Raw genomic sequence first — 19,562 nt, 5'->3', positions numbered from 1 at the left:
GGCGTCAGGCGGCGGGCAGGAGGGCCGCGCGGTCGGTGAACTCCAGCCCGTGCGCCTCGCTCACCGAGCGGTGGGTCACGTGGCCGGCCATGGTGTTCAGCCCGGCAGCCAGGGCCGGGTCGGCGGCCAGGGCCGCGGCGACGCCCCGGTCGGCCAGGGCCACGGCGTAGCGCAGCGTGACGTTGGTCAGGGCGTAGGTCGAGGTGTTCGGCACCGCCCCGGGCATGTTCGCCACGCAGTAGAAGATGGTGTCGTGCACCCGGAAGACCGGGTCCTGGTGGGTGGTCGGCCGGCTGTCCTCGAAGCACCCGCCCTGGTCCACGGCGATGTCCACCAGCACGCTGCCCGGCTTCATGGCCGCGACCATGGCGTTGGTGACCAGCTTCGGGGCCCGCGCCCCGGGGATCAGCACGGAGCCGATGACGAGGTCCGCCTCGGTGACCGAGCGCTCGATCTCCAGCCTGTTGGAGGCCACCGTGCGCAGCCGCCCGGCGTACCGGTCGTCGAGCTCGCGCAGGCGGTCCACGTTCACGTCCAGGACGGTGACCTCGGCGCCCAGGCCCACGGCCATCGCCGCGGCGTTGGTGCCGGCCACCCCGGCGCCGATCACGGTGACCCGGGCCGGGCGCACGCCGGGCACCCCGCCCAGCAGCACGCCCTTGCCCCCGGCAGGAGCGGTCAGGGCGGCGGCCCCGGCCTGCACGGACAGCCGGCCGGCGACCTCGCTCATCGGGGCCAGCAGGGGCAGGCGCCGGTCGGCGGTCTGGACGGTCTCGTAGGCGACGGCGGTGACCCCGGACTCCAGCAGCGCCGCGGTGAGCTCCGGCTCGGCGGCGAGGTGCAGGTAGGTGAACAGCACCAGCCCCTCCCGGAACCGGTGGTACTCGGAGGCCACGGGCTCCTTGACCTTCAGCACCAGCTCGGCGCGGGCCCACAGCTCGTCGGCGTCGGCCACGAGCTCGGCGCCGGCCGCCGCGTAGTCCGCGTCGGGAATGCCCGAGCCGGTGCCGGCGCCGGTCTGCACGAGCACGCGGTGCCCGTGGGCGACCAGCTCGTGCACCCCGGAGGCGGTGATCGCCACGCGGTGCTCGTTGTTCTTCACTTCGCGGGGGACGGAGACGATCATCGGGGGCCTTCTTCCGCAGGAACCGTAGACTGGACGACTACAAACTACGGTTTTCCGCCGTGCCCGGAGGCTTTTCCGAGGATCCTTCGGCAATCCGTGCAGAACTGGAGGAATGATGGAGCATGTGACGCGCGACACGCGGCGCCCGCCGCAGGATCTGCGCCCGGCCCCCGCGCTGGACGAGCTGGACCGGCGGCTGCTGGCCCTGCTGCGGGAGAACGCCCGCATGACCAACCAGGCGCTCAGCGAGGCGCTCGGGGTCGCCCCGTCCACCTGCCTGGCCCGGATGAAGAACCTGCAGCGCACCGGGGTGATCCGCCGGTTCACCGTGGAGGTGGAGCCGCGGGCGATCGGGCGCAGCATCGAGGCGCTGATCAGCGTGCGGCTGCGCCCCGGGGCCCGCCACCTCATGTCGGCGTTCGGGGAGGGGCTCAGGTCGGTGCCGGAGGTCTCCCAGTTCTTCTTCCTGGCCGGCACGGACGACTTCCTCATCCACGTCACCGCCCGGGACACCGACCACATCCGCCAGTTTGTCCTGGAGCACCTGTCCTCCAACCAGGCGGTGGCCGCCACCCAGACCAGTCTGGTGTTCGAGCATGTGCAGGGGTCGGTGGAGCCCTGAGCCGCCGGGCCCCGCGGCGCTGTTCAGAGGGCCTGGACGAGGACGAGCACGGCGCCGGCGGTGGACGCCGCCAGGCCCACCCGGCGCACGAGGACCTTGTCGAGGCGCCCGTTCACCACGCCGGAGAGGGCGAAGCCGAGCAGCACGGCCGGGAGCAGCACGGCGGCGAACCGCAGGACCTCCCGGTCGATGGACCCCACCGCGGTCAGGGCCGCGAGCGACATCAGGGCGCCGACCAGGAAGAAGGCGCTCATGGTGCCGCGCATCCGGGCGGGGGAGGAGCCGTGCCAGACGAGGGCCATGGGCGGGCCGCCGATGGACGTGGCCGTGCCCATGAGTCCGGAGGCCGCCCCGGCCGCGGCGACCGCGACCGGGCGCGGCCGGGGCTGCCAGCCGCAGACGCTGAGCAGCACGGCCACCAGGACCGTGCCCGCCAGCGTGAGCGCCAGGGCCTGCGGCGGCAGTGCGGCCACCAGCAGGGCGCCCGCCGCCGTGCCCGGCACGCGTCCGGCCAGGGCCCAGCCCGTGCCCCGGAGGTCCACCGAGGTGCGGTCGCGCAGCACGCCGAGCACGGTGAGTCCCGCCGCGAGCAGCACGATGGAGCCGGGCAGCAGGGTGGGGTCCAGCAGGGCGATCACCGGGGCGGCCAGCATGCCGAGGCCGAAGCCGATCGCGCCCTGCAGGCAGGACGCCACGCACACCACGAGCGCCACCAGGGCGAGCTCCACGCCGGTCATCGATCGCCTTCCGGTCACAGGGGGTCGGGCGCGCAGAGGCGCCGTCGTGCACCCCACTCTGACAGTAATGCGCGTTTCGCGCAATCGAGTGACCGGTGCTCCCGCTGATTGCCGCGGAAACCCGCGGAGCCGCGCGCACTATCAGGCGCGTACCCTGCGTACTTCCAGGATCACAGCAGGCCGGTAGGGCGCAGGCACCGCACGTCACCGTGGTGGAGTTCACATCCAGGTGTTGCGCGAATCACGCAGACGTGCCAGCATCTTACTCAGATCGCGCAAACAGGTGACCGGCATCACGTCGACACGGCCTGGTCGCGCACCATCTGAGATCACCCGTGCGGCGGCCTCCGGCCGCGCCGGCACGCGGTGTCGTTCCCCGAGGAGGCGGACCATGTCGACGAAAGCACCCACTGCACCGGTCACTGTGCAACAGCCCTACCCGGAACAGCACCCTCTGCCCCGCGGACTGGGCCTCATCACATCCATCGGTCCGGGTCTCGTCCTGGCCATGACCTTCCTGGGCACCGGTGACCTCGTCAGTTCCTCGGTCTCCGGTGCCAACTACGGCTACGCGCTGCTGTGGACGCTGGTGCTCTCCCTGATCGCCCGAGCGTTCATCATCTCGTCGATCGCCAAGTACACGCTGATGAACCGGTTCGGGGACACCCAGATCCTCGAGGGCTTCCACCGGATCCTGCCCTGGCTGCCGGGGCTCATGGCCACGGTCGCGCTGATCGCCGGGTTCGTCATCCAGGCGACCTTCCTCAAGGCCTCCGCGATCGGGCTGTACCAGCTGACCGGCGGGTCCTGGGGCGGGTCCTGGGGCAACTTCGTGTGCGCCCTGGTGGTCATGGGCGTGACGCTCTTCATGGTGACCCGGAAGCGCGCCTTCGTCATCCTGGAGTACTTCGCCCGCATCGCGACGGTCGCCATGATCCTGGCGTTCGTCTACGCCCTGGTGCAGCTGGGTCACATGGACGTCGGCGGCTTCTTCCGCGGCATGGCCTTCGAGATGCCCCCGAACTCGGTGGACAGCGCCTTCGCGCCCATCGTGGTGGCCAGTGCGACCATCGGCACGATCGCCGGCAACATGCCGAACCTGCTCTACTCCGGGTTCATGAAGGACAAGGGCTGGGTGGGGCCGCGCTACCGCCGCATCCAGCAGCTCGACCTCGTCGCCGGCATGGCCCCGCTGCTCGTGATCAACCTGCTCTTCTGGATCGTGGCCGCCGAGTTCTCCCGCGACAACCCCGGCTTCGTGATCAACACGGAGGGCGACCTGTCCGAGATGATGGGCGTCATCGTGGGCCCCCTCGGCCCGGCGCTGCTGTGGCTGTGCATCCTGCTGGCCGCCATGACCAGCTTCCCCCCGCAGTCCCGCGGCTTCGCGCAGCTGGCCGTCAACGGCATCCACCTGAGCACCCGGAGGGGCAAGAAGTGGCTGGGCCGCGACGAGCAGGACCCGCTGTTCAAGCGCATCCAGATCGGCGGCTTCATCGTCCTGCCGCTGCTGGCCTCCCTTCCCGCCGCACCGAACCTCATCGCCCTGAACATCGTGGGCACCAGCGTCGCCACCGTGATGAGCCTGCCGTTCATCGTCGTCGGGATCCTGGTCCTGACCGGCAGCAAGAAGTTCATGGCCGACTACGCGGTGAACAAGTGGTGGCAGACCGCGCTGCTGGCGGTCCTGGGCGTCATCGCCGTCGTGGTCGGCTTCCAGATCGCGATGAACATCCCGGACATGTTCGCCACGGCCTTCTCGGGCGAGTAGCGCCCCACCTGCTGGACCTCCCGCACCGCGGGGGGTCCAGCGCCCGTTCCACCGGCACCGACCAGAAGAGGACATTCCCTGCCATGAGCACCACGACCGGCACCTACGACACCATCACCGCCGACGGGCGGCTGCGCACCGAGGAGGACCTCGCCTACGCCTACCTGCCCGCTCCCACGGTGCAGAGCCACGCGGCCAACCTCATGACGCTGCCGGACGGGCGCCTGGGCTGCGTCTGGTTCGGCGGCACCCAGGAGGGCGTGCCGGACATCAGCGTCTGGTTCTCCACGCTCGCCCCGGGGGCCGAGGCCTGGTCCGCGCCGCGGCAGCTCTCCGACGACCCGACCCGCTCCGAGCAGAACCCCATCCTCTTCCCCACCCCCGACGGCGACCTGTGGCTGCTCTACACCGCCCAGCACGCCGGCAACCAGGACACCGCGGAGGTGCGGCGCCGGATCTCTCCCGACAGCGGCGAGACCTGGGGCCCGGTGGAGACGCTGTTCCCGCCCAGCGAGGCCGGCGGCATCTTCGTCCGCCAGCCCCCGGTGGTGCTCTCCTCCGGGCGGTGGATCATCCCCGTCTTCCGCTGCCTGTCGGTGCCCGGGCGCAAGTGGGTGGGCGACCACGACGACAGCGCCGTGATGATCTCCGACGACGGCGGCGCGACCTGGCGCCAGGTGCTGCTGCCGGGCAGCACCGGGTGCGTGCACATGAACGTCCAGGAGCTCGGCGACGGCACGCTGCTGGCCCTGTTCCGCAGCCGCTGGGCGGACGCGATCTACGCCTCGCGCTCCCGCGACGGCGGGCAGACCTGGGACGAGCCCGCCCCCACGGAGCTGCCCAACAACAACTCCTCCATCCAGTACGTCCGCCTGGCCGACGGCCGGCTCGCGCTGGTCTACAACCACCGGCGGGCCGAGGCGTCGACCGAGCGCCGCCTGTCCCTCTACGACGAGATCGACGACGACGGACTGGCGCCCGAGCAGGCCGCGGCCGTCGAGCCGGTGCCGGCGGACGGCGAGCGCACCGCGTTCTGGGGCACGCCCCGGGCGCCCATGACCCTGGCGCTCTCGCACGACGACGGGCGCAGCTGGGAGGTGCTGCGCGACCTGGACGTGGGGGACGGGTACTGCCTGTCCAACAACTCCCGGGAGGGGCTGAACCGGGAGTTCTCCTACCCGAGCATCCACCAGGGCCCCGACGGCGCCCTGCACATCGCCTACACCTACTTCCGGCAGGCCATCAAGTACGTGCGCATGGACCTCGGCCGGAGCGAGCCGTGACCGCCCCGCACGCCCTGGTCACGGGGTGCAGCTCCGGGATCGGCCGCGCCGTGGCGCAGGCGCTGCTCGACGACGGCTGGCGGGTGGCCGGGCTCAGCCGGCGCCGCCCGGACCTGGCCGGGGACCTCACCTGGCTGCCCGCGGACCTCTCCCGCACCGAGCGGCTGCGCTCCGTCGTCGAGGGCGTCGAGGGCCTCTCCGCGGTGGTGCACGCCGCGGGGTTCCAGCGCGCCCAGCCGCTGGGCCGGCTCGAGGACGGCGCCCTGCGCGAGATGCTCGCCGTCCACGTGGAGGCGGCCGCCACCCTGGTGGACGCGCTCAGCGGGCGGATCGCCGAGGGCGGGCGGATCGTGCTGGTCGGCAGCCGCACCGCCACCGGGGCGGCGGGCAAGAGCCAGTACGCGGCGACCAAGGCGGCCCTGGTCGGCCTGGCCCGCAGCTGGGCGATGGAGCTGGCTCCCCGGCGGATCACCGTCAACGTCGTCGCCCCCGGGCCCACGGACACCCCCATGCTCCACGACCCCGGGCGCGCGGCCGTGCCCCCGGCCGTGCCCCCGCTCGGGGAGCTGGTCGACCCGGCCGACGTCGCGGCCCTGACCGGCTTCCTGCTGGGCCCCCACGGCCGGTCGATCACCGGCCAGGTGCTCACCGTGTCCGGGGTGGCGCCCCCGGCCCGGACCCCGGAGGGCCGGGGCGATCAGCTTCCGCGGGCGGCGTCCAGGTGCTGCCGGGCCGCCTGCTCGAGGTGGGTGAGGTCCGAGGCGATGGTGACGAACGTGAAGCCCTGCGCGATGCGCTGCCGGGCGACCTCCCCGGCCGGGGTGTGGATCGCGGGGATCTTGTCCGCGGCCCGCGCGGCGGCCAGCACGCGCTCGATCGCGGCGTCGAAGACCTCCTTCACCTCGGGATCGTTGGGGAACCGCCCGCCCACGGCCAGGCACAGGTCGGAGGGGCCGATGTAGACGCCGTCCACGCCGTCGACCGCGCAGATCTCCTCGACGTTCTCCAGGCCCTGCGGGGTCTCGATCATCACGAGGACCAGCACGGCGGCATCCGCCTCGGCGGGGACGGGACCGACCCGCAGGCCCGAGCGCATCGGCCCGTAGGAGCGCATGCCGGTCCCGGGGTAGCGGGCGGCGCGCACCGCGGCCGCGGCCTCCTCGGGGGTGTCGATCATCGGCACGATCACCCCGCGGGCCCCCGCGTCGAGGGCCTGGCCGATGACCGCCGGGTCGTTGGCCTCGACCCGCACGATGCCGGCGGGGCCGTGCCCCGCGTCGACCGCCATGAGGTTGTGCAGGATCCCCGAGTAGCCCATGAGGCCGTGCTGGCCGTCGAGGGCGATGTAGTCGTAGCCGGTCATGGCCAGGCGCTCGTTGGAGATCGGGGAGTCGAGCACCGACCAGTACCCCAGGGTCACCTCCTTGTTCTTGGCCTTGCGGATGACGTCGGTCGCGGGATGGTTCACGTCGGTGCCTGTCTTTCGTCTCGATCGGTTCTCGGGATCCGGGGGTGCCGCGGCGGCGCCGCGGCGGGGGACCGCCCGGTGCGCGGGGCCCGCCCGGTGCGCGGGGTGCGCGGGGTGCTCAGCGGTTGTAGGCGGGCATCGGGCCGCGCAGGGACGCCCCCACGCGCTCGCAGGCCTCGAGGACGGCGGCGTCGAGGGGGCCCCGCGCCAGCACGTCCAGGTTGGCCGTCAGCTGGTGCGGCTTGGACCCGCCGAGCAGCACGGAGCCCGTGGCCGGCCGGGACACGAGCCAGCGCAGCGCCAGCTCGATCAGCGGCATGCCCGCGTCCTCGGCGATCGCGGTCAGCTCCCCGATCGCGGCGAAGAGCTGCTCGTCCCAGTACCGCTCCCGGTACATCTCGGCGAGGCGGGAGCCCTGGAAGCGGCCGTCCTGCGGGGCCGCGTCGAAGCGGTGCTTGCCGGTGAGCAGACCTCCGCCCAGCGGGTTGTACACCATGGTGTGCAGCCCGGTGGTCCGGGCGAACTCGACGTACTCCTCCTCGATCCGCCGGGCCAGGAGGTTGTAGAGCTGCTGGGCGACGACCGGGCGCGGGGCGCCGTTGCGGTCCGCGGCGGCGTTGACCTCGGCGATCTGCCAGGCGGCGAAGTTGGACACGCCCAGGGCGCCGATCCGGCCCTCGTCGACGAGGGCCGCGACGGTCTGCAGCGTCTCGTCCAGGCTCGCCCGGCGGTCGGGCTGGTGCAGGTAGAAGAGGTCCACGCGCTCGGCCCGGAGGCGCCGCAGGCTGCCCTCGAGCGAGCGCCGCAGGCCCTGCTCGGACAGCGGGGAGTGCTCCCCGGCGTCCGGGTGGGGCATGCCCGCCTTCGTCGCGAGCACCACGTCGTCGAGCCGGCCGGCCAGGAGGTCGCCGAGCATGGTCTCGGTGGCGCCCCCGGCGTAGCCGTTCGCGGTGTCCACGGCGTTGATCCCGGCCGCGAGGGCGGTCTCCAGCATGGCGGCGGCGGCCTCGCGGCCCACGGTGTCGCCGAAGGTCATGGTGCCCAGCACCAGCGTGGACATCGGCCGGTCGATGCCGGTGAGGTGGACGGTCTCCATGGTGGTTCTTCTCCCTCGGGTGGGCGGTGCTGCACGACTCGATTGTTGCGTCTCTCACGGTGTCATGGTTGCGCGAAGTGCGCAACTGGTTTAGCGTGAAACGCGCAGACGAGATCGATCCGACGGACGGAGGAGGTGGCATGCGCGTCCTGGCCCTGGCCGACGACCTGTCCGGCGCCAACGAGGTCGCCGCGGTCCTCGCGGCCCTGCCGCAGCACGCGGACGGCGACCCGGTGCGTGACGCGCCGTCCGTGTCCGCCACCGTGCGCCTCACGCCCGGCCCGGGATCGCCCGACGACGCCGCGGTCACCGTGGTCAACACCGACACCCGGCGCGGCACGCCCGCCGAGGCAGCGGACCGCCTGCGCGCCGTCCTCACCGCGCAGCCCACCGGCCCCGGGCGGGCGCTGTTCCTGAAGTTCGACTCGTTGCTGCGCGGCCACATCGGCGCGCAGCTGCAGACCGTGCCGGGCGCCGCCCCGGTGCTGTTCTGCCCGGCCGTCCCGGAGCTGGGCCGCACGGTCCGCAGCGGGGTGCTGCAGGTGGACGGCCGGCCCCTGCACGAGACCGGGCTGTGGGCAGCGGAGCCGCGGCCGCCGGCGCGCACCGTCGCCGCGCAGCTGGCCCCGGCGCCCACCCGCGTCCTGGACCTCGGCACGGTCCGGGGTCCCGGACTGGCGGAGTCCCTGGCGCGGGCGGCCGCCGACGGCGCGGTGGCCGTCTGCGACGCCGAGTCCGCCGCGGACCTCGAGCGGATCGCCGCCGCCGGCCTGGCGCAGGGCTTCGTCCTGGCCGGGGCCGCCGGGCTGGCCGCCGCCCTAGGGCGGCAGCTCGGCCTCGGGGCGCCCGGCCCGCGCACGCCCCCGGAGCCGTACGGTGCGCCGCAGCCGCTCGATCCGCCGCAGCCGCGCCGGGCCGACGTGCTGATCGTGCTCGGCACCGCCAGCGCGGCCGCGCGCCGGCAGGCCGAGCAGCTCGCCGCCGCCAGCGTGCCCGTCCACCGGCTGCGTCCGGAGCAGATCCACGGGTTCCCGCTCGAGCACCGGGGCACGGTCGCCGTGACCGTGGACGCCGCGGTGGATCCCGCCATCTCGGACGCGCTCACCGCCGCGCTCACCGCGCTGGTGCTCCGCCACCACGCGGACCGCCACCTGGTGCTCAGCGGCGGGGAGACGGCCCAGGCCGTCCTGGCCGCCCTGGGCGTCACCGAGCTCGTCCCGCTGCTCCAGGCCCATCCCGGGGCGGTGGTCGGCGTCGCCGCCGACGGCCGCCTCGTCACCACCCGCCCCGGCAGCTACGGGGCGCCCGACAGCCTGCTCCGGATCCTCACCGCCATGCACGTCCTGCAGGACACCACCCGAAAGGTCCCATCATGAGCTCTCCCTCCATCGCCGTCGCCACCGGCCCCCAGCACGACGACTCCGCTGTGAGCACCCCCTACGTCGCCGTCACCATGGGCGACGGCGCCGGGATCGGCCCCGAGGTCACCGTGGCCGCCGTCCTGGACGCGTCGATCCTCGCCGAGTGCCGCCCGGTCGTGGTCGGCGACGCCTCCCGGCTGCGGGCCGCCGCCGCGACCATCGGCCGCACGATCGAGCTGCGCCGCATCGAGGCGGTCGAGGACGCCGTCTTCGACGGCCGCACCGTCAACGTGTTCGACCTCGGGCTGCTGCCCGAGGACCTGCCCTGGGGCGAGCTGTCCCCGGTGGCGGGGGACGCGGCCTACCAGTACATCAAGGTGGCCTCCGAGCTGGCGATGGCCGGGAAGGTGCAGGCCATCTGCACGGCCCCGCTGAACAAGGAGGCGCTGCACGCCGGCGGGCACGTCTACCCCGGGCACACCGAGCTGCTGGCCGCCCTGACGGAGACCGAGGAGGTCTCCATGATGCTCTCCACCCCGAAGCTGCGGGTCATCCACGTCACCACGCACATCGGGCTCATCGACGCCGTGGCGAAGATCGAGCCGGGTCTGGTGCAGCGCACCATCGAGCGCGGGCACGAGGCCCTGGTCCGGGCGGGCATCCCGCAGCCGCGGATCGGCGTGGCCGCCATCAACCCCCACGCCGGGGAGAACGGCCTGTTCGGCTACGACGAGGAGGCGCAGAAGATCGCCCCGGGCGTGGAGGCCGCGCGCGCCCACGGCGTGGACGCCGTGGGCCCGCTGCCCGCCGACACCCTGTTCTTCCTGGCCGGGCGCGGCGACTACGACCTGGTGGTGGCCATGTACCACGACCAGGGGCACGGGCCGGTGAAGGTCCTCGGCATCGAGGCCGGCGTGAACATCACCGTCGGGCTGCCGGTGATCCGCACCTCCGTGGACCACGGGACGGCGTTCGACATCGCGGGCAAGAACATCGCGGACTCTCGTAGCATGGTCGAGGCCCTGCACCAGGCCGCCGAGATGGCGACCCGCTGACCGGGCCGTCCCCGAGAACGAGCGGAGCCCCCATGACGATGCCGGCCAAGATCAGGCGGGAGAAGATCTACGACCTGGCGAAGACCAGCGGGCTGGCGTCGGTGGAGGAGCTCTCGGCGCGCTTCGAGGTCACGGCCTCCACCATCCGGCGCGACCTGGCCCTGCTCAACGAGCAGGGCCGGCTCGCCCGGACCTACGGCGGGGCGATGCCGCTGGACCCGCACCCGGAGGCCTCGCTGCGCCAGCGGGTCGGGGAGGCCTACGAGGAGAAGCAGTCCCTCGCCCGGTGGGCCGCGAAGCAGGTGCAGCCCGGTGAGCACGTCCTGCTCGACGGCGGTTCGACGGTGGGTGCGCTGGCGCACGAACTGCGCAGCCACCAGGACCTCGACGTCACGACGATCGGGATCAACACGCTGCAGGAGCTCAACGGCTGCCCCGGTATCCGCCTCTCCTGCCTGGGCGGGCACCTGCGGGAGACCAGCCAGAGCTTCTACGGCCCGCTCACCGAGCTGGGCCTGGACCGCATGACGTTCGACCGGGTCTTCCTCGGGGCCGACGCCGTCACGGCCGAGCACGGGATCTGCGAAGCGGACCACATGCAGACCCGGCTCAAGGAGGTCATGGCCGCCCGCAGCACCCACGTCTACGTGCTGGCCCACTCCGCGAAGATCGGCGCCCGTCCCTTCCACGCGTGGGCGGACCTGCCGCTGCCCTGGACGCTCGTCACCAACGCGGACGCCCCGGCCGAGCAGGTGCAACTGATGCGCCAGCGCGGGATCGCTGTGGAGCTCCTCACGCCCGCCCGGGCCTGAGCGGTCGTCACAGGGCCTGCACGAGGACCAGCACGGCGCCGGCGGCGGAGGCCGCCAGTCCCACCCGGCGCACCCGGGCCCGGTCGAGGCGCCCGTTCACCGCGCCCGAGGCGACGAAGCCGAGCAGCACGGCCGGCAGGAGCACGGCGGCGAACCGCAGGACCTCCCGGTCGATGGACCCCACCGCGGCCAGGGCCGTGATGGACACCAGGGCGCCGGCCAGGAAGAAGGCGCTCATCGTGCCGCGGAGCCGGGCCGGGGAGAAGCCGTGCCAGACGAGCACCATGGGCGGGCCGCCGATGGCCGCGGCCGTGCCCATGAGCCCGGAGGCGGCCCCCGCGGCGGCGACCGCCGCCGGGCGCGGCCGGGGCCGCCAGCCGCAGACGCTGAGCAGCACGGCCGCCAGGACCGTGCCCGCCACCGCGAGGGCCAGGGTCTGCGGGGGCAGCACCACCACCAGCAGGGCGCCCCCCACGGTGCCCGGCACCATCCCGAGCAGCGCCCACCCGGTGCCCCGGAAGTCCACGGCCGTGCGGTCCCGCAGGACGCCGAAGACCGTGAGTCCCGCCGCGAGCAGCACGACGGAGCCGGGCAGCAGGGTGGGGTCCAGCAGCCCGATCACCGGGGCGGCCAGCATGCCGAGGCCGAAGCCGATCGTGCCCTGGAGGCAGGACGCCAGGAACACCACGAGCGCCACCAGGGCGAGCTCCGGCCCGGTCACAGCCCGCCCCCGCTCACCCGGCGGAGGCGCCGAGCACGTCCGCGGCCGGCGCGCCCGGCCGCCCGGGGCCCGGGGTCCGCGGGATCAGCGCCACGGCCCCGGCGGCCACCAGGGCCACGGCGGCGAAGACGACGAAGTTCCACTGGAACGGCAGCGCCATCGAGCCGATCCAGCCGCCGATCAGCGGGCCGGAGATCGCCCCGATCCGGGCGAAGGACAGCGCCCACCCGGTGGCGGTGGCCCGGGCGTAGGAGGGGTAGTAGTCGGCCACCCAGCCGGTGAGCACCAGCGAGGTGGAGATCGAGCCGATTCCGGCCAGGGCGACGAAGACGTAGTTGACCACGATGCTGTTGGGGAACATCAGCAGCAGGATCCCCACCCCGCCCAGCAGGTAGAACGTCATCAGGATCAGCTTCTTGCCGTAGGCGTCGGCCGCCCGGCCCAGGGCGACGCCGCCGGCGGCCGAGGCGAGGCTGAAGACCACCAGGAACGTCAGGGCCGGGCCCAGGGCGTAGCCGGCCGAGCGCATGATCGAGGGCAGCCAGGTGTTGAGCCCGTAGACCAGGACCATGCCGCAGAACAGGGAGATCCAGAAGAAGACGGTGGGCCGCAGCCAGTCGCGCGAGAACATCGCCGCGAGGGACTGCCGCCACCCCGCGGACCGCGGCGCCTCGGCCGGGGCCCAGTGGCCGGGCACGAACGGCTCGACGCCCAGCCGGGCGGCCACCCGGGCGGCGTCCTCCGGCCGGCCCTTGCCCACCAGGTACTCGAGGGACTCGGGCACGAGCCGGGCCAGCACCGGCAGCAGGAGCACCGGCACGAACCCGGCGCCCACGACCCACCGCCAGCCCAGCGTGGGCAGCAGCAGCAGCGCCAGCAGCGCCGCGACGAGGATGCCCAGGGAGTAGCCCGAGTACATGAGCCCGTAGTTGAAGGAGCGCCGGTGCGGGGCGGAGTACTCGATGGTGAGGGCCGCGGCCACCGGGATGATGCCGCCCATGCCCAGCCCGCCGAGCAGCCGGAAGAGTCCGAACAGCTCCGGGCTCGGGGCGAGGGCGGCGCCCAGCTGCATCGTGGTGAAGATCGCGACCGAGGCCAGCAGCATCCTCCGGCGCCCCACCCGGTCGGACAGCGTCCCGATGACCATCGCCCCGATGAGCATGCCGATCAGGGCATACGATCCTAGGCCGCCGAGCTCCAGCGGGGTGAGGTCCCAGGCGCGGTACTCCGCCAGGGCGGGCAGCACGGCGCCGAGCACGCCGACGTCGTAGCCCTCGGCCAGGATGGCCAGCCAGCAGGCGAGCAGCACGCGGCGGGTGGTGCGCTGCGGCACGGGCCAGGGGGCAGGGGCGGATGCGGTCATGCGGGAGGCCCTTCGGCGAGGGGGCGCACCGGCCCGGCGGCTGCGGGGACGGGGCCGGTGGTCCGGACCCCTCGATTCTAGGGAACGATCCCCGCCGGGCCGCTGTTGTCCTCGGGCAGTTGTATTCTCGTTCAAGCGTCCCTGTCGTGGGCGCGCCGCGCCGACCCCGACCCAGGACCGTGACATGACCTGCACCCCGTCGTCCCCGCGGGCGACCCCCACCTCCCCGCCCGTCGAGGGCACGCCCGTCGACGACGCGGCCGGTGGTGATGTCCGCCGCATCGGGGTGGACATCGGCGGCACCGCCATCAAGTACGCCGTCGTCGATCCGGTGCGCGGCGTGGTGGTCGGCCCGCTGCGGCGGATCCTCACGCCGTCCCCCGCCACGCCGGACGCCGTGGTCTCCGCCCTGCGGGCGGCGCTGGCGGAGCTGAGCACCGGGCCCGGCGCCGTGGACCCGCGCAGCCCCGTGGGCGTGGGCGTGCCGGGGATCATCGACCGCGGCATCACCCGCTCGGCCGTGCACCTGGACGACTCCTGGCTCGGCCGGCACGCCGGGCACCTGCTCGGCGAGGGGCTGGGCCGCGACGTCGCCGTGCTCAACGACGCCGACGCCGCCGGGCTCGCCGAGGCCCGCTTCGGTGCCGCCCGCGGCGTGGGCGGCACCGTCCTGATGATCACGCTGGGCACCGGCATCGGCTCGGCGCTGTTCCACGACGGGCAGCTGCTGCCCAACACCGAGCTGGGCCACGTGGACCTGGACGGCCGGGACGTCGACGGCTGGGCCGGCGCCTCCGCCCGCGTGGCCGAGGGGCTCGACTGGCCGACGTACACGGCCCGGCTCCAGCGCTACCTCGCCCACCTGGAGGGCCTCGTCGCCCCGGACCTGATCGTGCTGGGCGGGGGCATCAGCGAGCGGCACCAGCAGTTCCTGCCCCAGCTGCGGCTGCGCGCCCGGACCGTGCCCGCGCAGCTGCGCAACGCGGCCGGCATCATCGGCACCGCCCGCCAGGCCCACCTCGGCCGGTTCCTGGTGCCGTAGCTCCCGCGGGGCCTGTCGCCGTCCGCACGGCGCCGCTACGGTGAGCGGACGACGACGCCGACCCGCAGGAGGCTGGACCCATGACCGAGAACCCGCTCACCGACGCCGAGACGGCCCTGCTGCGCCGAGCCGTGGAGCTCGCCGCAGCGGCGCGGGAGGCCGGCCACCACCCGTTCGGCGCCCTGGTCGCCGACGAGTACGGCGAGATCGTGGCGGAGGCGTGGAACAACGCGCTGCCCCCGGACGGGGACCCCACCCAGCACGCCGAGCTGCGCGCCGTGGCAGCAGCGGTCCGGGCGATCGGCCCCGAGCAGATGCGCCGCGCCACGCTGTTCACCAGCGCGGAGCCCTGCGCGATGTGCACCGGCGCCGCGTACTGGACCGGCGTGGGCCGCATCGTCTACGGCCTCGCCGAGTCCTCGCTGCTGGCGCTCACCGGCGCGCACGAGCAGAACCCCACCCTGGACCTGCCCTGCCGGGAGGTGCTGCGCCGCGGTCAGCGGGAGATCGCCGTGCTCGGCCCGCTGCTCGAGGACGAGGCCGCCCGGGTGCACGAGGGCTACTGGGCCTGACGCGGGGCCGCCCCGCCCGCGCGGGCGGGGCGGGGCGCCGGCGGGTCAGGGGGTGAGCAGGGCCTTGACGGCGCGGCGCTCGTCCATGGCCCGGTAGCCCTCGGCGGCCTGCTCCAGGGGCAGGGTGAGGTCGAAGACCTTCCCGGGGTCGATCTCCCGGTCCCAGATGAGCTGGATCAGCTCCGGGAGGAACCGGCGCACCGGGGCGGGCCCGCCGTGCAGGTGCACCCCGGAGAAGAACAGCTCCTCCCCGGGCAGCGCCACGTCGTGGGCCACCCCGACGTAGCCCACGTGGCCGCCGGCACGGGTGGCGCGGATGGCCTGCATCATCGACTCCTGGGTGCCCACGGCCTCGACCGTGCTGTGGGCGCCCAGTCCGCCGGTGAGCTCCTTGATCCTGGCCACGCCCTCGTCCCCGCGCTCCTCCACGACGTCCGTGGCCCCGAACTCGCGGGCCAGGGCCTGGCGGTCGGCGTGGCGGGACATCGCGATGATCCGCTCCGCGCCCAGCTGCCGCGCGGCCAGCACCGCGAGCAGCCCGACCGCGCCGTCGCCGACGACGGCGACGGTCTTGCCCGGCCCCACCTCGGCGGCCACGGCGCCGAACCACCCGGTGCCCAGCACGTCGGAGGCCGCCAGCAGCGACGGGATCAGCTCCGGGTCGGGCTGACCCGGGGTGGCCACGAGCGTGCCGTCGGCCAGCGGCACGCGCACGTACTCCGACTGGGCGCCGGTGGCCGCCCCGGGCTGACGCTGCACGCAGTGGGTCTGGTAGCCGGCCCGGCAGATCTCGCAGGTGTTGTCGGAGGCGAAGAAGGACCCGACGACGAAGTCGCCCACCTGCACGGTGCGCACCTCGTCGCCGACCTGCTCCACCACGCCGACGTACTCGTGGCCCATCGGGGAGGGCCCGTCGACGTCCTCGACCCCGCGGTAGGGCCACAGGTCCGATCCGCAGACGCAGGCGGCGGCGACCTTCAGGACCGCGTCGGTGGGCTCGACGACCGCCGGGACCTCGCGGTCCTCGACCCGGACGTCGCCGGGGGCGTGCATGATGACTCCGCGCATGGGGTGCTCCTTCGGTGCAGTGGTTCCAGGGCTGGTGCGGTGTGGTGCCGGGGTGCGGCCGCGCCCTGCGGTGGTGCGGTGCGGTGACCGGCGCCGTCTGCCGACCGTGTCAGGATCCGGCCGGTGGGGCAAGTGCCCGCCGGCGTGCGGAGGCCGCCCCTGCGCCGGCGGGGCGAGGGGCGGCAGGGGGACCGCACGGGGAGCGGCGGGTCAGCGCCGCACGGCGGCGGGGCGCCCGGCGGTGAGCGCGCCCACCGCACCGGCGGCCAGCAGACCCGTCAGCACCAGCCCGACCACCCCGGCCAGGGCCACCGGCAGACCGGCGGTCTCGCCGTAGCCGGCGAGGACGGCGCCGGCGAGGGCGTGCGGCGTCGCGGCCTCGGCGAACGAGTAGGCCAGGGCCACGGACTCCAGCCCGTCCGGAGCGGAGGAGGCCACCGCGGAGAGCGCGGCCGCGCACAGCAGCCCCGCGCCGGTCACGCCCAGCACCCCGCGACGGGCGCGGGCCGGGGCGGGCGGGCGGGTGTCCACGGCGGCCAGGCCGGGGGCCACGGCCAGGACCAGGGACAGGACGGCCACGGTGATCACGGCCTCCCCGAGCCCGATCAGGGCGTGCACCCCCAGCATGGCGGCGGCCAGCCCGCCGGCCTCCACCGGCACGGTGCCGCCCAGGGCGTAGAGCCCGGAGAAGACCAGGGCGGCCGCCGGCACGGACAGCGCGGCGCCGAGCCCTGCCGCCGCGCGCGGCGCGGACCGGCCGAGCACGCGGGTCAGGGCACGGCCCGCGGCCCAGGCCACGGCCACCCCGGCGACGGCCATCAGCGTCACGTTGGTGCCCAGGGCGGTGAGCCCGCCGTCGGCGAAGACGAGCGCCTGGACGGCCAGGACCACGGCCACCGAGAGCATGCCGAGCCACGGGCCCAGCAGCGCCGCGGCGAGGGCGGCGCCCAGGAAGTGGCCGCTGGTGCCGGGCAGCACGGCGTAGTTGACCATCTGGGCGGCGAAGACGAAGCCCGTGACCGCCGCGGCGAAGCCCAGCCGGTGGGCGGGCGCGTGCCGGCGCACCTGCCAGGCGGCCACGGACACCCCGGTGAGCGCCACGGCGGCCGTGGTCGTGCTGACCACCGGGTCGAGGAAATGGTCCGGAACGTGCATCGGGGAACCGCCCTTCGGATTCGTGCGGGGCCGGGCTCGGGCGAGACCGGCACGGACCCGATGGTGCCAAGCCCGTGTTTCACCGGGATGACGGACCGGCTCGGGCGGCGTCAGGCGGGGCGCCGGGAACTCCGGCCGTGGTCGGTGGAGCGCTGCGGCGGCTCGGGCCGGCAGGAGTCGTCGCCCACGTCCTCGGCGGCGTCGACGGCGTCGGCCATGGCGTGCAGGAAGGCGGTGACGGTGGCGGCCTGGTCGGGGTCCAGGGCGCGGGCGGCGGCGAGCATGCGTTCGTGCATCCGGCCCAGGGTGGTGCGCACCTCGCAGTCGGCCTCGGCGGTGGCCACGATCACCAGGGCGCGCCGGTCGGTGGGGTGCGGGCGGCGGGCGATGTGGCCGGTGCGGGTGAGGCGGTCCAGCAGGGTGGTGGTGGAGGCCGAGGAGATGCCCAGGCGGGCGGCGAGGTCGCGCGGGCTCATGGGGGTGCCGGCGCGGTCGGCCTCGAGGAGGTAGCGCAGGGCCAGGACGTCCTTCTCGCCCATGCCCATGGAGTCCTTGGTGCGCCGGCGCATCGCGGTCTCGGCGGTGCGGTAGGCGCGCAGGGCCTCGAGCACCTGCACCGGTCCGGGGCCGGAGTCGTCGGTGCCGTACCAGTAGCCGGAAGAGGTCGGTCGGTGTGCACGCATGCGCACAGTCTAGATCACCATGCAGTTACCCCGACTGGTAACTAGACAATCTAACGACAGTGGGGTGAGATGGGAACGTCCTCTCCCGCCGGGATCGGGCGCAGCACCCCGCAACCGACGTGAGGACGGGCGAGCGATGGACCAGTACGCGCAGCACCGCCCCGCGGCCGCGCCGCACGACCGCCCGCCGCGCCCCGACCGTGCCGTGCCGGCGGCTCCCGTCCACTGCGGCGCCCCCATGCCGGTGCGCCTGCTCGACTTCGCGGACGTGGACGACCGGCTCAACGCCGCGGTGGCCCGGGCCGCCCTCGCCGGCCGCCGGCTGCACGCCTGCGCCTGCGGAGCCCTGCAGGAGGTGCCGGCGATCTCCGGTGCCGAGGAGCGCATCGTGCCCGACGACACCGCCGTGCTGTTCCGGCCGTTCTTCACCCGGCGGGTGCTCGCCGCGGCCGGGCGGGTCGAGGCCGCCGAGCGGTCCCTCGACCAGCAGCTCGCGGGGTTCCGCGGTCTCGACCTCGACGCCGCGGAGGGTCCCGCCGCCGTGCTCCGGGCCTTCGGCGCGGCGGTGCGGGCCGACCGGCGGCGGCTCGACCGGGCCCTCGGCGACCTCCGCGTCGAGCTGCGCCTGGCGACCCGGCACGGGGTGTCCCTGGCCGTGCTGGCCCGGGAGACGTTCCTGCCGGAGCAGGACCTGGTGGCCGCGCTCGCGCTCGACCCGTCCCGGGGAGCGGGTGCCGCCCGCACGACGGAGGGCACCGCTGGGGTCTCCTCCGCCGCTGCGCCGCCGGTCGCGGTCCCCGGCGCCCGGACGGCGGCCGCCGGCGCATCCGCACCATTCGCTCCGGCGCCCGTTCCCGCCTCCGTGCGGCCCGCCGGTCGGTGCCGGGCCGCCGGCGTGCTCGCCGCGGCCGGCTGAGCCGGCCGCGGCGGCCCGGTCCTGCGCCTCGGTCCTACGCCTCGGTCAGGGCGTCGGGCTTGTGCGCCGCGCGGGCGCCCGAGCTCTCGGACTCGACGATGTAGCGGGGGTCGTCCGAGCTCGCCCGGAACGTGTGGCCGTCCAGCTCGAAGTCCTCCGTCTTCTTCTCGACCACGGTGCCCTCGGTCGTGCCCTGGGGGGTGTTCCAGGTGACCTTCGTGCCCTTCGTCAGGCTCATGCGTGCTCCTCTCCTCGTGCCGCGCCGGGGAACCCGGCGCCGGTCACTTCTTCAGCGGGTCGTGGCCCCAGTTCATCAGGGAGTAGCGCCACCGGGTCTCGGTGACGTCCCCGTCGGGCCGCTGGGCCAGGTGGCGGTGGACGTAGCCGACGACCTTGCGCATGTGCTCCTGGTCGGAGTCGGTGCGCTCCCCCTTCTTCTTCTGCAGGATCTCCACGATGCGCCGTCCGGAGCGGTGCCCCACCGACTCGCCGCCGTCGTCCTGGCCCACCGACTGCGACTCGTCGGTCTCCAGCCAGTCCGAGAGCTGCTTGGCCGTCATGTTGACGGCCTCGTCGAAGTCCTGGCCGACGGTGTCGTCGCTGTCGCTCATGCCGCGCTCCTCGTCCTCGTCTCCGGGCGGCCGCGTCCGGGCCGGTCCCGCGCCCGGACGCCCGGGCGCGATCCTCAGCCTACGGAGCGACGGCCGTCCC

20 protein-coding genes and 1 pseudogene are annotated in these 19,562 nt (G+C 74.5%); 10 read left to right on the top strand and 11 right to left on the bottom strand.

The window, feature by feature from the left end:
* Positions 1-4: 4 nt before the first annotated feature.
* A complete protein-coding gene (gene ald, locus ACWCOM_RS02305; RefSeq protein WP_454547121.1) occupies positions 5-1,126 on the bottom strand; it encodes an alanine dehydrogenase in 1,122 nt (373 codons plus the stop codon).
* A gap of 115 nt (positions 1,127-1,241) precedes the next feature.
* Between ald and ACWCOM_RS02300 the strand changes: the two genes are divergently transcribed.
* Positions 1,242-1,748 (top strand): Lrp/AsnC family transcriptional regulator, encoded by a 507-nt coding sequence (locus ACWCOM_RS02300; RefSeq protein ID WP_454547313.1) that lies wholly within the window; start codon positions 1,242-1,244, stop codon positions 1,746-1,748.
* A gap of 23 nt (positions 1,749-1,771) precedes the next feature.
* Here the strand turns inward: ACWCOM_RS02300 and ACWCOM_RS02295 are convergent, their stop codons facing one another.
* Positions 1,772-2,485 (bottom strand): sulfite exporter TauE/SafE family protein, encoded by a 714-nt coding sequence (locus ACWCOM_RS02295; RefSeq protein ID WP_454547120.1) that lies wholly within the window; start codon positions 2,483-2,485, stop codon positions 1,772-1,774.
* 391 nt (positions 2,486-2,876) lie between these two features.
* Here ACWCOM_RS02295 and ACWCOM_RS02290 point away from each other — a divergent pair, with 391 nt between their 5' ends.
* The 3 genes and pseudogenes from ACWCOM_RS02290 to ACWCOM_RS02280 form a co-directional block, all read left to right on the top strand.
* On the top strand, positions 2,877-4,256 hold the full coding sequence (locus tag ACWCOM_RS02290; RefSeq protein WP_454547119.1) for an Nramp family divalent metal transporter: 1,380 nt from the start codon (positions 2,877-2,879) through the stop codon (positions 4,254-4,256).
* Between the two features lie 83 nt (positions 4,257-4,339).
* Complete coding sequence (locus ACWCOM_RS02285) at positions 4,340-5,539, top strand: sialidase family protein (RefSeq protein ID WP_454547118.1); 1,200 nt, start codon at positions 4,340-4,342, stop codon at positions 5,537-5,539.
* Positions 5,536-6,186, top strand: a pseudogene (locus tag ACWCOM_RS02280) (SDR family NAD(P)-dependent oxidoreductase); the annotation flags it as partial. The gene ACWCOM_RS02285 and the pseudogene ACWCOM_RS02280, both read left to right, overlap by 4 nt.
* Positions 6,187-6,236: 50 nt before the next feature.
* On the opposite strand, the gene ACWCOM_RS02275 reads toward ACWCOM_RS02280, so the two are convergent.
* Together ACWCOM_RS02275 and ACWCOM_RS02270 are read right to left on the bottom strand one after the other, a co-directional pair.
* Positions 6,237-7,007 (bottom strand): HpcH/HpaI aldolase family protein, encoded by a 771-nt coding sequence (locus ACWCOM_RS02275; protein ID WP_454547117.1) that lies wholly within the window; start codon positions 7,005-7,007, stop codon positions 6,237-6,239.
* 118 nt (positions 7,008-7,125) lie between these two features.
* Positions 7,126-8,103: an aldo/keto reductase gene (locus tag ACWCOM_RS02270; RefSeq protein WP_454547116.1), complete on the bottom strand. Its 978-nt coding sequence runs from the start codon at positions 8,101-8,103 to the stop codon at positions 7,126-7,128.
* A 140-nt stretch (positions 8,104-8,243) separates the two neighbouring features.
* On the opposite strand from ACWCOM_RS02270, the gene ACWCOM_RS02265 reads away from it, so the two are divergent.
* The 3 genes from ACWCOM_RS02265 to ACWCOM_RS02255 are packed head-to-tail and all read left to right on the top strand — an operon-like array spanning position 8,244 to position 11,331.
* On the top strand, positions 8,244-9,479 hold the full coding sequence (locus tag ACWCOM_RS02265; protein ID WP_454547115.1) for a four-carbon acid sugar kinase family protein: 1,236 nt from the start codon (positions 8,244-8,246) through the stop codon (positions 9,477-9,479).
* Positions 9,476-10,519, top strand: coding sequence for a 4-hydroxythreonine-4-phosphate dehydrogenase PdxA (pdxA, locus tag ACWCOM_RS02260; RefSeq protein WP_454547114.1), 1,044 nt, complete (start codon positions 9,476-9,478; stop codon positions 10,517-10,519). Before ACWCOM_RS02265 ends, pdxA begins: the two co-directional genes overlap by 4 nt.
* A 32-nt stretch (positions 10,520-10,551) precedes the next feature.
* Positions 10,552-11,331 carry a DeoR/GlpR family DNA-binding transcription regulator gene (locus ACWCOM_RS02255; RefSeq protein WP_454547113.1) on the top strand — a complete coding sequence of 260 codons (780 nt, stop codon included), beginning with the start codon at positions 10,552-10,554 and terminating at the stop codon, positions 11,329-11,331.
* Between the two features lie 7 nt (positions 11,332-11,338).
* Here ACWCOM_RS02255 and ACWCOM_RS02250 read toward each other — a convergent pair whose 3' ends face one another.
* Together ACWCOM_RS02250 and ACWCOM_RS02245 are read right to left on the bottom strand one after the other, a co-directional pair.
* Positions 11,339-12,052, bottom strand: coding sequence for a sulfite exporter TauE/SafE family protein (locus tag ACWCOM_RS02250; protein WP_454547112.1), 714 nt, complete (start codon positions 12,050-12,052; stop codon positions 11,339-11,341).
* A 13-nt stretch (positions 12,053-12,065) separates the two neighbouring features.
* Positions 12,066-13,415, bottom strand: coding sequence for an MFS transporter (locus ACWCOM_RS02245; protein ID WP_454547111.1), 1,350 nt, complete (start codon positions 13,413-13,415; stop codon positions 12,066-12,068).
* A 184-nt stretch (positions 13,416-13,599) separates the two neighbouring features.
* Between ACWCOM_RS02245 and ppgK the strand changes: the two genes are divergently transcribed.
* On the top strand, positions 13,600-14,457 hold the full coding sequence (gene ppgK, locus ACWCOM_RS02240) for a polyphosphate--glucose phosphotransferase (RefSeq protein WP_454547110.1): 858 nt from the start codon (positions 13,600-13,602) through the stop codon (positions 14,455-14,457).
* Between the two features lie 80 nt (positions 14,458-14,537).
* Positions 14,538-15,029 carry a nucleoside deaminase gene (locus ACWCOM_RS02235; protein WP_454547109.1) on the top strand — a complete coding sequence of 164 codons (492 nt, stop codon included), beginning with the start codon at positions 14,538-14,540 and terminating at the stop codon, positions 15,027-15,029.
* Between the two features lie 45 nt (positions 15,030-15,074).
* On the opposite strand, the gene ACWCOM_RS02230 is transcribed toward ACWCOM_RS02235, so the two are convergent.
* The 3 genes from ACWCOM_RS02230 to ACWCOM_RS02220 all read right to left on the bottom strand — a co-directional run bounded on the left by ACWCOM_RS02230 (position 15,075) and on the right by ACWCOM_RS02220 (position 17,935).
* On the bottom strand, positions 15,075-16,097 hold the full coding sequence (locus tag ACWCOM_RS02230; protein WP_454547108.1) for a zinc-dependent alcohol dehydrogenase family protein: 1,023 nt from the start codon (positions 16,095-16,097) through the stop codon (positions 15,075-15,077).
* Positions 16,098-16,307: 210 nt separating this feature from the next.
* Entirely contained in the window at positions 16,308-17,252 is a 945-nt protein-coding gene (locus ACWCOM_RS02225) for an energy-coupling factor ABC transporter permease (RefSeq protein ID WP_454547107.1), read from the bottom strand.
* A gap of 110 nt (positions 17,253-17,362) precedes the next feature.
* The gene (locus tag ACWCOM_RS02220; RefSeq protein WP_454547106.1) at positions 17,363-17,935 is read right to left on the bottom strand and encodes a MarR family winged helix-turn-helix transcriptional regulator; all 573 of its coding nucleotides are present in this window, start codon (positions 17,933-17,935) and stop codon (positions 17,363-17,365) included.
* Positions 17,936-18,071: 136 nt separating this feature from the next.
* Here ACWCOM_RS02220 and ACWCOM_RS02215 point away from each other — a divergent pair, with 136 nt between their 5' ends.
* The gene (locus ACWCOM_RS02215; RefSeq protein WP_454547105.1) at positions 18,072-18,851 is read left to right on the top strand and encodes a hypothetical protein; all 780 of its coding nucleotides are present in this window, start codon (positions 18,072-18,074) and stop codon (positions 18,849-18,851) included.
* 34 nt (positions 18,852-18,885) lie between these two features.
* Here ACWCOM_RS02215 and ACWCOM_RS02210 read toward each other — a convergent pair whose 3' ends face one another.
* Positions 18,886-19,089: a hypervirulence associated TUDOR domain-containing protein gene (locus ACWCOM_RS02210; protein WP_047804407.1), complete on the bottom strand. Its 204-nt coding sequence runs from the start codon at positions 19,087-19,089 to the stop codon at positions 18,886-18,888.
* Positions 19,090-19,132: 43 nt separating this feature from the next.
* Positions 19,133-19,462, bottom strand: a complete 330-nt coding sequence (locus ACWCOM_RS02205) for a DUF3140 domain-containing protein (RefSeq protein WP_454547104.1) — start codon at positions 19,460-19,462, stop codon at positions 19,133-19,135.
* Positions 19,463-19,562 lie beyond the last annotated feature (100 nt).

This window comes from Kocuria sp. KH4, from assembly GCF_053711175.1.
This window is presented reverse-complemented; position numbering and strand designations above follow the sequence as displayed.